Raw genomic sequence first — 10,685 nt, forward strand, 5'->3', positions numbered from 1 at the left:
TTATTGCTTATAGCCGACCATCTGTGCCACTCCCTACTCCGCCTTCATTTCCTTCCTGGCATTGAGATAGGCACGGACGACGGTAAAGGTTGTCACAGCGAGGAAGAACAGGATGATATAGTGGACGTAGTTGATGATACCGGGGAATCGTTCGCCGAAATAAAAGCCGCTGCCGCTGAGCAGGACTACCCACAGGGCTCCTCCGATGACATTATAGGTCATGAAATGCGGGAAGTCCAGCTTGATCATGCCTGAAAGGATCGGTGCAAACGTCCGGACAACGGGGAGAAACCGACTGATAATCAACACCCTCGATCCATACTTAAGGAAGTACTGGCGCGTGGTTTCGATATTCTTCTTTTTGAAAAAGAGGGAATCCGGCCTGTTTTCGAGCCTGCCGCCGAAAAACTTTCCAAACAGATAGCCTGTCAGCGAGCCCAATACCGCCGAACCGAAAATACAGAAGAGCATAAACGGCAGCGAAACGGTCAGAATACCCGTACCGCAAAAAACTCCGGCCAGAAACAGGAGGTAGTCTCCCGGGAGAAAAAAGGCAAAGAACAATCCGTTTTCAGCGAAAACGATCAGGCAGATGAGTATCAGGCCGCCGGTGCGTATAATTTCTTCGGAATCCGTCAGGAAGGTCAACCAATCAGGTAGTGCCATGGCTTGGGAACATATTGTCCGACGAAGTTAGGCCAGATGTTTTGGAATGCAGGTACCCTTCCCGATTTTTAGGCGAAAAGACGTTTGGTTTTTATCCCGGCGGATTCGGATTTTTGCACCCGAATCACCGGATACTCCCGTCGCAGACCGTAAACCGGTTCATCAACATTCTTTTTTCGATCCGAAATCTCTTTGGCAAAGCAAAAATTTTCCTCCGAATCGCTTACCACCATGACCGAGATGGTGTTCCCGAACGACACCAACAACCTCGGCAACCTCATGGGCGGTAACCTGTTACGCCTGATGGATATATGCGGCGCAATTGCCGCGCAGAAACACTCCAGCCGGGTGGTGGTGACCGCCTCCGTCGATAACGTGGCCTTCAAGGACCCTATTCCCATCGGCAGCGTCGTGACGCTCCGTGCCTTCGTTACGCGGGCGTTCAACTCCTCCATGGAAGTGTATATCGAAGTACACGCCGAAAACATCCCGGCGGGTGAGCGGGTAATGACCAACCGGGCGTTTTATACCTTCGTCGCCGTTGATCAGACCGGCCGCCCGATCGACGTACCGGCTGCCGTCCCCCAAACTGAAGAAGAAAAGCAATTCTACGAAGCCGCCCTGCGCCGCCGCCAGCTGCGCCTCGTCCTCGCCGGCCGTATGCAGCCGTCGGAAGCGACGGAGCTGGCGAAGTTGTTTGAATAAATCGGTTTTCTGTTTACGGTTTTCTGTTTTCAGTTGGGCAGGCGGATAGTCGCTCGATGATCTATACAAGTGAGGAGGAATAGCGCAAAGAATGATCTTTCGCGCTATTCCTCCTCACTTTTTTCTGACAGCCTGATCGGCCGGTATTTCACAACTGAAAACAAAAAAACCGCAAACTGAAAACTGCCCTCACTTCCTCCCCGCCGTCTCCACCCTAAAATGCTCCATGCCTTTGCGGTCCTGGAGGGTGACGAAGACGGTTTTGCCGTCCTTGCCGCCGAAGACGAGGTTGCTGACGTCCTTGCCTTTCAGCATGACTTCACGGAGGAGCTCGCCTTTGGGACTGAGTACGGCGACGGTACCTTTCCCGTAGCGGGCGCAATAGAGATTACCTTTTTTGTCGCACTTCATGCCGTCCATACCGAAGTCCGGAAACTCGGTGAAGAGGCGTTTGTTTTTCAGGTCGCCGCGTTTGTCGATGTCGTAAGCCCAGATTTTCCGCTGTACGCTTTCGTTGACGTAGAGGGTCTTTTCGTCGGGACTGAGTTCGATACCATTTGTAGTACCTAGGTCCGTCAGGAGCAGGTTCGCTTTTCCATCGGGATCGATGCGCCATAACTGCCCGGTCTGGTTTTTCCAGTTGGGATCAGAGGCGTAAACAACGTCCTTTTTCGTGATGCAGATATCGTTGGGCTGGTTGAAGCGGTCGTCGTGCGCCAGTACGCCCACTTCCTGCGTATCCATATTGACTTTCAGGACGTTATGCCCGATGAAATCCGCCAGAAGCATTTCGCCTTTCGAGTTGAACTGAATGGCATTGGCGATGCTTTTTCCGGGAAGGGTCAGAAATACCTCGCCCTGCCCGTCGGCGCTGATCCGGCCGATGGTTCCGTCCTCCTTGAAATTTACGACGTATAGTTGCCCGTTTTTGTCGAAACTGGGCCCTTCTATATTCTTGCTGAAGAGGTTCTGTGCGGTGAAATCACGGCTTTCGTATCGGGTTTTGTCAAACGACGGCGCCGATTGCCGGAAGCAACCTGCCAGAAGAAGCGCCAGAGCGGCACTGTAGATTACTCGTTTCATTCGTTCCAAAGAAAAAGGAGGCCTCCACATGGGTGAAGGCCTCGGGTCGTATCATTCAGCCGGATCAGGCAGTAGGCGCTTTTTCTTCCGGCTTTGCGGTTTCCGTTTTCGGAGCGGCCGGTTTCGGAGCCGGTTTGGCAGGAGCTTTCGCAGCAACGGGCTTTGCCGGAGCGGGTTTCGGTGCGGTGGCCGGTTTGGCCGGAGCAGCCGGTTTCGCCGTTACCGGAGGCGCGGGCTTTTCAGCGGGCTTCGGGGCCGGAGCAGCAGCAGGTTTCGCGGCAGACTTCGCAGAAGCGCCTTTCTTGGCGTCACGGGCGGCTTTTTTCTTCGCTTTTTCGGCTTCCTTCTCCTGCTTTTCTTTTTCCTTTTTCTGGAGTTTGGCAAACTTCTTCACCAGCTCTTCAGACGCTTTTTCTACTTGTTTGGCGAGTTTCTTTCCGTGTTTTTCATTCAGACCCGCCAGTTTGGCGGAGATGGCAGAGGCGAGGTCGGTCGTTAACTTCTTGTCTGGTTTCATGGATTTGGTGTCGTATTGGAGATCGGTTAGCTAAGGAATTGTTTGCTGACAAAGTCCCAGCAAATGATTCCGACGGTTACGGAAATATTCAGCGAATGCTTGGTGCCGAACTGGGGAATTTCCAGACAGGCGTCGGCAATTTCCATGATTTTATCATTGACTCCAAATACTTCGTTCCCAAAAACGAAAACATATTCGGTATCGGGTTCCGGCTTAAAATCGGGGAGTTGTACACTGCCCTCTGCCTGTTCCACTGCTACGACCCGCACGCCTTTCGCCTGTAATTCCCGGCAAAAAGAAACGCAATCGGGTATATGTTCCCAGTGAACAGACTCATCGGCGCCGAGCGCGGTCTTGGTAATGTCCCGGTGCGGCGGCCGGCCGGTAATACCGCCAAGGTAGACAGTCGAGGCCCGGAAGGCATCTGCCGTCCGGAAAACAGAGCCGACGTTATTCAGGCTGCGGACATCGTCGAGCAGCAGGGAAAAAGAAAACTTGTCTGTATTTTTGAAATCCGCCACAGAGAGGCGGTTGAGCTCATCGGTTGTACGTTTTCGTACCATTTCTTCAGGGTTTGACTCGCGCCGTCCGGTCATTCCATCGGGCAAAAAAGAAAAGATCCTTACAAAGTTCGTTACTTTGGCATGTTTAAACATCACTTTACCCTCTTGTGACCCGCCACAACAGGGTCCTAAAAACAGCCTCTGACGTGTTGATTGAAACGCGCGCATACGCCCGGGCCGGTTTGCTCGGTAATCCTTCTGACGGTTTCTTCGGAAAAACGCTTTCCATTTCGGTCCGGAACTTCGGTGCATCGGTGACGCTCTGGCAGTCGCCCGAGTTACACATCGAGCAGCAGGAAGCCGACGCGAATACTTTCCGCAGTATTTTTCACCTCGTCGATACCGTCGGTCAAATCGGCTACAACGGAGGTATTCCCCTCATCAAAGCAGCCATCCGGAAGTTTACGACCTACTGCCTGGAAGAAGGTATCCGGCTGCCCAACCGGAATTTCACCATCCGGTACAGCAGCTCCATACCGCGCCAGGTGGGCCTTTCGGGTTCAAGTGCCATCATCGTCGCGACGATGCGGGCCCTTATGCAATTTTATGATGTGGAGATTCCGCTGGAATACCTGCCGACACTCGTCATGAAATCCGAAACCGAAGAGCTCGGCATAACGGCCGGGCTTCAGGACCGGGTCATTCAGTGTTACGAAGGCTGCGTATACATGGATTTTCAGCGGCAACTGATCGAATCCCGTGGTTTCGGCAACTACGAACGGGTAGATCCTCAGGCGCTGCCGAAACTGTACCTGGCGTACAATACCGATATGAGTAAGGTTTCGGGAAAGGTCCACAACGACGTAAAAGCCCGTTTCGAACGCGGCGAGCCACTGGTAGTTGACACACTGTCTCAGATCGCAGACCTAGCCCGACAGGGAAAAGAAGCCGTTGAAAAGCAGGACTATTCCACGCTAAACGAGCTGATCAACCATAATTTCGATCTCCGCACACGCATTTACAATATCCATCCGGTCAACATGCAGATGATCGAAACCGCCCGGCGACTCGGGGCTTCGGCCTCCTTTACCGGTTCCGGCGGAAGCATCATCGGTATCTACCGGGACGACGAAATGCTCAACCGCCTTTTCGTCGACCTCCAGAAACTGAATGCCCGGGTCATCAAACCCTATGTCGTCTGACAATTCTTCACCCTCATGATCAAGAAAGCCATCATTCCGGCAGCGGGTTTCGGAACCCGGTTCTTACCTGCCACCAAAGCACAACCGAAGGAAATGCTTCCGATTATCGATACGCCGACGATCCAGTACGTGGTACAGGAGGCTGTCGACTCGGGTATCGAGGATATCCTGATTATTTCCGGAAAAGGAAAGCGGTCGATCGAAGATCACTTCGACCGGAACTTCGAGCTGGAAACCCGTCTGGCCGAAAAGGAAGACGAAATGCTCCACGAGCTGCGCCGCCTTTCGGACATGGCGAATATTCATTTTGTCCGTCAGAAAGAACTCAACGGGCTCGGCGACGCGATCTACTACGCGCGCCACCACGTCGGAAACGAGCCATTTGCGGTATTGCTCGGCGACACGATCATGGATTCGGTCATCCCCGTGACACAGCAACTGATGGATACGTATGAAACGTACCGATCGTCCGTTATCGCGGTGGAAACGGTCCCGGCGGATAAGGTAAACAGGTATGGTATCGTCGGCGGTAAAGAACTGAGTAACAGTATTTTACAACTCGAAACATTGGTAGAAAAGCCGGCTCTCGGGCAGGCGCCGTCGAACCTGGCCATCGCCGGGCGGTATATCCTCAGCCCGGAGATTTTCCGCATGATCGAGCAGACGCCGAAAGGAAAAGGCGGCGAAATCCAGTTGACCGATGCCCTTCTCCTGCTCCTCGGGCGCGAGAACGTCTATAGCCACCTCATCGAAGGGAAGCGGCATGACATCGGCAACAAGCTCGACTTCCTCAAAACGACCGTCGAGTTTGCGCTGCGGCGGAAAGAATTTGCCAAACCTTTCCTCGCTTATCTCAAGGAAATTGTGAAAGAATACGATCAGGCATAATGTCTGAGTAACGCAAAAGAGGCCCCAACCGGGCCTCTTTTGCGTTAGGGCAGGTTCAGTTGAGCGGCCGACCGGAATACAAGCTGGGCGGCGGTACCGAAATCGACTTTCGCAACAGATGAATTGCCGTTAAGCCGGACAACATGCCCCGGCGACAGATAGGCCTGCTGTGCCGGTATCGGTGGCTTGCCGCAGCTCCAGGTATTCTCGTCTTCCCATTCTCCTGACCGTCGGGAAGTTACGACCTGATTTGTCCGCTGGGTAATGGTTCGGGACGAAAAGGTATACTCGCAGGTTTTGTCGAACAAGACATAGGAGAACGTGACAGAATAGGTATCTGCCTGCGGCACCGCATAATCCTGGGAAAAATTGGCGTTGGTGCCGTTCTTTTTCCAGGTATACAGGTTATTCGGCCAGCTGTTATTGGCGTGCAGCGTCGGAGGATTGACGGTACAGTATTCGGATATGCTGTACGGACGGATGTAGTACCCCAGGCCACCCATATTGGCGTCCATCCAGGCCAGCCGCTGCGTCAGGAAGTTCTTTTTTCCGTTAACGGCCGACGTCAGGTCGCTGCTCATCCCCCAGCGCACGGCATTGCGCGCGTGCGCTTCCTGGAAAATAGCCGTCAGGGAATCGACGACGGCCGTAACGTGCGCGGTTGAAAAGACAAACTGCCGCATGACAGCCCAGCGGCGCTGGGTCGTCTGCACGAAGGTGGTATCCCGCATGAGGTAGGACCACCAGAAAGGTACAATCTGGTCGTTTGGCGTACAGGGCATATTATTTTCAAACGTCCACCCGCGGGAGTCGCCGCCGAGGCAGAACCCGGCGCCATAGCCCAGGTCGAGGTCCCACATAGGCCCCATGGTCAGTTTCCCGCCCTTGCTGTCGCGGTCTTTGTACATATAGGTACTCTTGGAATAGGCGTCCGAGTTTTTGGTCACCTCGTTCATCAGAAAGTAATCTGCGAAGGAAGTCAGATTGGCGTACTGCTGGTAGCCCGTGGCAGGATCGAAATTGAGTGCATGGAGCTGGTTTTCGAAGTTGGTGATATACTGACGGATGTAGGTACTCTGGGCGGATTGGAGATCGCCCACCTTCGGATAATGTACCTCCAGGTTATGCTGAAAACCGGAGCGGCATTCCGGCGAAAAGGCGCCGGGCCAGCGGTAGTTACCATCGTAATTATCGATTTTGACGATATAGCCACCGGTCAGCTTGTCGCCGGAAATATCTGCCGGTTCCATTTTTGAGACCGGGACCCGGTTGGACCCTCTCTTCACGTTTTCGCCCAGTACATAGAGCCCCTGGTAGGTTCCGTTCAGGAAAACTTCCACGTACTGGCTTCGGCTGGCATACCGCCCCATCTGCCGGGAAAACTGGTACCCCATGACATTCGACAAAAACGAGTTATCAAACGCAGACGCATAGAGAATCCAGTCGTTATCCGCCGGAAAGCCCATCAGCGAAACATCCTGGGAGGACGCGTTGATATCCGGAGCGCTCAGGGTTTCGAGGCCGTACGACTTCTTGGGAGCCGACTGGGAATTGGCGCCGCGAATCTCGATGCCAATGCTGCCGTTGTAATTGTAAACCGTATCGGTAAGCGCGTTCCGGAGGCCGGGTCCCCGGTAGATGATCTTCATGGAAGCGAGTATTTTCGGCTCGTCCGGAATGGTCTGGTTTCCGGCTGTCTGAATGACTACCAACGGCAGGTTGGTGGAAGTAAAGACCTGGCCGAATACGGGAGGAGCGGACAGCAAAGCTGTCAGGGCGACGGGAAAAATGGATCTCATGTTAAATTGTCGAAGGTGAAGCGGTTAAGCAAAACTACAGTTTTTACCGAACGATCCAAGAGATAACATCCTTTTATTCAATAAGTTATATGTAGATTAATTTCTACAATATCTTAAACCATCCATACTATTTTTGTCGCTGAAGACTTTACTCTATTCGTATCTTCACGATCTCACTTCACCAGACGTCCCTATGAGCAAACTAGTACTCTCGCTGTTTGTCCTGCTGTGTTTTGGTCAGCAAGGCTTTGCGCAGTCCCAACCCAAGCCCCCCATTTCCTGGAAAGATGTCGCTGCCTGGAAATCCATTTCTCCTTTTGGCGGAACACAGCTATCGCCGGACGGCAAATGGATGGCCTATGTATTGTCGTCCGTCGCGGAGGGCGACGCCGAACTGATCCTTCAGAAAACCGGCGATACCACCCGGCATACCTATGCCATTGGAGCGGCGACGTTCGCGCAGATGAGTTTTTCGGACGATGCCCGGTACTTTGCCTTCAAGGTTTTCCCGACCGCCAAGGAGAAAAAAGCCGCAGCCAAAAGCCCCGGCAAACCTCTCCCCGAGAAAGTATGGCTGATCGAGCTCGCCTCGGCTAAAAAGACGGAATTCGAGCGGATATCAGCGTTTGCGTTCAATGGGGAAACAGCCAGCTTCCTGGCATTGCTCACGACGCCCGGCGCGGGCGGTCCGGATGCCCCGAAAGGCCGCGACCTGCTGCTGTATGAACTGGCAACCGGCAAGACCCAAAACATCGGAAACATTTCGGAGATGGCGTTCAACAAGAAAGGCGACTGGCTGGCACTGACCGTCGACGCTGCCGAAAAAGCCGGAAACGGCGTCCATCTCCGGCAGATGACGACGGGCCTGACGACCGTTGTGGAAAACGACAAAGCCCGCTACCAGTCGTTGAGCTGGACGGAAAAAGGTGACGGTCTCGCGTTGCTGAAAGGCACCAAAGACGACAAATTCAAATCAGAACTCTACAGCGTCCTGGGTATCAAGAATTTTGGAGGCGCGCCGTCGCTGACCGTGTACCAGCCGACGAAGGACAGCCTGAATTTCCCGAAAGGCATGACGGTCAGCCCGAACCGGCGTCCGGTATGGACGGAGGACCTGGGCCGGTTGCTGTTCGGTATTCACAAGGTAGATCCCGTTAAGAAAGACACGAAGGCAGACGCGAAAACGGAGCCGAAGAAGGACTCTGTCAAAACAGCAGTCGTTTCCGACAAGGACAAGCTGGCCAGAATCAAGGCGGATACAACGATCAAATCCCTCGAAGACCTTCAGAAAGCGCTGGCGAAGCTGAAAACGGACTCGTCGAAAGTAGCTCAGCGGGGTGGTGCGGTGCCGTCGGCCGACAAAAAAGACGACATCGACAAACCCGAAGTAACCATCTGGAACTGGCAGGACAAGACCCTGCAATCACGCCAGCAGATCAACGAGCCGCAGGAAAAGCAGTTCAGTTTTCTGGCGATGTATGATGGAACGAAGTTTACCCGCCTGGGAGACAGCACCGTCCGCGACGTACGCCCCCTGCCGAAGGAACTTTACGGTTTGGCAATGGAAGACAGTCCGTATGAGTACCAGAATAGCCTCGACGGCCAGAATTACACAGATATTTATGTAGTAGATCTGAAAACCGGTGTCCGGACGAAGCTGTTCGAGAAGTTCTATGGACCGTCCGGCGCGAACCTGCCGCGCGCATCCGAAGACGGTACCCGACTGCTGTATGGAAAAGACGGACAGTTTTATGTTTATCATATTCCGACAAAGGCTACCGTCACCCTCTCGGCGCCGACCAGCTTCATTGATACGGAAGACGATCACCATGTCGAAAAGCCGTTGATTTATCCGCTGGGGTGGTCGAGCGACAGCCGTTATGTCCTCCTGCGCGATCTCTGGGATATCTGGAAAGTAAGCGCTGACGGCAGGGAAGCGGTAAACCTGACACGTAACGGCAAGGCAGAGAAGATCCGGTATACCGGCCGGTACCGTCTTGACCCGGAGGAAAAAGGCATCGACCTGAAGAAGCCCCTGTATGTGCGTCTGTATGGAGAAATGACGAAAAAATCCGGTATCGGCCGAATTGATATTGATAAAAAAGGAAATCCGGTTCCGGGCGTACGCCCATTGATCTGGGAAGATGCCTCGGTAGGCGGCCTGGCGAAGGCTAAAAAAGCAGAGGCATACGTCTTCAGCCGGGAAGATTTCAACGATCCGACGGACTACTTCGTATCTGCGTCAGCGGATCTGTCTGCCGCGAAGCAGGTCACGAAAAACGCGCCGGACTTCGGCAAGTACAGCTGGAGTACGGGGGTACAGCTGGTTAACTATGTATCAGACAAGGGCGATAGTCTGCAGGGTGCTTTGTTCCTCCCGGCCGGATATGAGAAAGGCAAAAAGTATCCGACGATTGTCTATTACTACGAAAAGCTCTCCCAGACGCTGCATAGTTATGCCAATCCCGGATTCAGCGGAACCGGCTGGAATCCAGGCGTATATACTTCCAACGGGTACGCGGTCTTCATTCCGGATATCGTTTACAAATTCAACGATCCGGGTATGTCGGCGGTATGGTGCGTACTTCCCGCGGTCAAGGCGGCGATCCGCACCGGTGTGATCGACGAGCAGCGGATGGGTATTCACGGACACTCCTGGGGAGGGTATCAAACCAGCTTCCTCATCACGCAGACGGGTCTGTTCAAGGCCGCGGCGGCGGGAGCGCCCCTGACCGATATGGTATCGATGTATAACCTTATTTATAAGAACGCCGGTATCGGAAACGGGCAGATATTCGAAGCGTCGCAGGGACGGCTCGTGGCGCCCTGGGAAAACTGGGAAGCGTACTACCGGAACTCTCCGTTGCAGCACGTGACGAAGGTAACGACGCCATTGCTGCTGTTGCACAACGATGCCGACGGCGCCGTTGACTTCACGCAAGGGGTTGAGTTTTATAACGCGTTACGCCGCCTGAAGAAGCCCGTTGTTCTTGTACAATACAAGGGTGAGAATCACGGTCTGGCGAAACTTCCCAACCGGAAAGATTACTCAGTTCGGATGATGGAATTCTTTGACTATCACCTGAAAAGTAAACCGGAGCCCGACTGGTGGAAGAAAGGAATCCGGAAATCGGATCTGGAAGAACACCTGGAAAAAAGGGTACTATTCGAAGATTAAACGTATAAAGGCCGCCCCTTCCGGGCGGCCTTTCTTTTTAAATACCGTCCATTATTTTACTGTACGATATTTAAATTTTTACTGTAAAAATATAGAACGAGTAGCCGACGGTATTTAATTATTTACTTACTTAGCAATTGGCAA

The 10,685-nt window shown here is 53.3% G+C and carries 9 protein-coding genes; 4 read left to right on the forward strand and 5 right to left on the reverse strand.

The features are described 5' to 3' along the window. Nucleotides 1-33: 33 nt before the first annotated feature. Nucleotides 34-666: a DedA family protein gene (locus BLR09_RS12325; RefSeq protein WP_093202341.1), complete on the reverse strand. Its 633-nt coding sequence runs from the start codon at nucleotides 664-666 to the stop codon at nucleotides 34-36. Between the two features lie 231 nt (nucleotides 667-897). On the opposite strand from BLR09_RS12325, the gene BLR09_RS12330 reads away from it, so the two are divergent. Continuing rightward, nucleotides 898-1,371, forward strand: a complete 474-nt coding sequence (locus BLR09_RS12330) for an acyl-CoA thioesterase (protein ID WP_394331406.1) — start codon at nucleotides 898-900, stop codon at nucleotides 1,369-1,371. A gap of 189 nt (nucleotides 1,372-1,560) precedes the next feature. Here the strand turns inward: BLR09_RS12330 and BLR09_RS12335 are convergent, their stop codons facing one another. The 3 genes from BLR09_RS12335 to BLR09_RS12345 all read right to left on the reverse strand — a co-directional run bounded on the left by BLR09_RS12335 (nucleotide 1,561) and on the right by BLR09_RS12345 (nucleotide 3,534). After that, the gene (locus tag BLR09_RS12335; protein ID WP_093202346.1) at nucleotides 1,561-2,454 is read right to left on the reverse strand and encodes an SMP-30/gluconolactonase/LRE family protein; all 894 of its coding nucleotides are present in this window, start codon (nucleotides 2,452-2,454) and stop codon (nucleotides 1,561-1,563) included. A gap of 64 nt (nucleotides 2,455-2,518) precedes the next feature. After that, nucleotides 2,519-2,971 (reverse strand): hypothetical protein, encoded by a 453-nt coding sequence (locus tag BLR09_RS25515; RefSeq protein WP_176785531.1) that lies wholly within the window; start codon nucleotides 2,969-2,971, stop codon nucleotides 2,519-2,521. Between the two features lie 26 nt (nucleotides 2,972-2,997). After that, on the reverse strand, nucleotides 2,998-3,534 hold the full coding sequence (locus BLR09_RS12345; protein ID WP_093202898.1) for a TrmH family RNA methyltransferase: 537 nt from the start codon (nucleotides 3,532-3,534) through the stop codon (nucleotides 2,998-3,000). Nucleotides 3,535-3,680: 146 nt separating this feature from the next. Here BLR09_RS12345 and BLR09_RS12350 point away from each other — a divergent pair, with 146 nt between their 5' ends. Both BLR09_RS12350 and galU read left to right on the forward strand, forming a co-directional pair. Continuing rightward, a complete protein-coding gene (locus tag BLR09_RS12350) occupies nucleotides 3,681-4,676 on the forward strand; it encodes a mevalonate kinase family protein (RefSeq protein ID WP_093202349.1) in 996 nt (331 codons plus the stop codon). Nucleotides 4,677-4,691: 15 nt separating this feature from the next. Beyond that, on the forward strand, nucleotides 4,692-5,564 hold the full coding sequence (gene galU, locus BLR09_RS12355) for a UTP--glucose-1-phosphate uridylyltransferase GalU (protein ID WP_093202351.1): 873 nt from the start codon (nucleotides 4,692-4,694) through the stop codon (nucleotides 5,562-5,564). A 44-nt stretch (nucleotides 5,565-5,608) separates the two neighbouring features. On the opposite strand, the gene BLR09_RS12360 is transcribed toward galU, so the two are convergent. Continuing rightward, on the reverse strand, nucleotides 5,609-7,363 hold the full coding sequence (locus BLR09_RS12360) for a CotH kinase family protein (protein ID WP_093202354.1): 1,755 nt from the start codon (nucleotides 7,361-7,363) through the stop codon (nucleotides 5,609-5,611). 193 nt (nucleotides 7,364-7,556) lie between these two features. On the opposite strand from BLR09_RS12360, the gene BLR09_RS12365 reads away from it, so the two are divergent. Next, a complete protein-coding gene (locus BLR09_RS12365) occupies nucleotides 7,557-10,541 on the forward strand; it encodes a S9 family peptidase (RefSeq protein ID WP_093202356.1) in 2,985 nt (994 codons plus the stop codon). Nucleotides 10,542-10,685: the final 144 nt, after the last annotated feature.

Origin of the sequence: Siphonobacter aquaeclarae (assembly GCF_900103285.1) — a bacterium.
Classification (GTDB): Bacteria; Bacteroidota; Bacteroidia; order Cytophagales; family Spirosomataceae; genus Siphonobacter; species Siphonobacter aquaeclarae.

What these genes read in the sequence shown, in the direction of transcription:
- BLR09_RS12335 (WP_093202346.1), bottom strand. Translation starts at nt 2,454, where the DNA reads ATGAAACGAGTAATCTACAGTGCCGCTCTGGCGCTTCTTCTGGCAGGT.
- BLR09_RS12330 (WP_394331406.1), top strand. Translation starts at nt 898, where the DNA reads ATGACCGAGATGGTGTTCCCGAACGACACCAACAACCTCGGCAACCTC.
- BLR09_RS12325 (WP_093202341.1), bottom strand. Translation starts at nt 666, where the DNA reads ATGGCACTACCTGATTGGTTGACCTTCCTGACGGATTCCGAAGAAATT.
- BLR09_RS25515 (WP_176785531.1), bottom strand. Translation starts at nt 2,971, where the DNA reads ATGAAACCAGACAAGAAGTTAACGACCGACCTCGCCTCTGCCATCTCC.
- galU (WP_093202351.1), top strand. Translation starts at nt 4,692, where the DNA reads ATGATCAAGAAAGCCATCATTCCGGCAGCGGGTTTCGGAACCCGGTTC.
- BLR09_RS12345 (WP_093202898.1), bottom strand. Translation starts at nt 3,534, where the DNA reads ATGGTACGAAAACGTACAACCGATGAGCTCAACCGCCTCTCTGTGGCG.
- BLR09_RS12360 (WP_093202354.1), bottom strand. Translation starts at nt 7,363, where the DNA reads ATGAGATCCATTTTTCCCGTCGCCCTGACAGCTTTGCTGTCCGCTCCT.
- BLR09_RS12365 (WP_093202356.1), top strand. Translation starts at nt 7,557, where the DNA reads ATGAGCAAACTAGTACTCTCGCTGTTTGTCCTGCTGTGTTTTGGTCAG.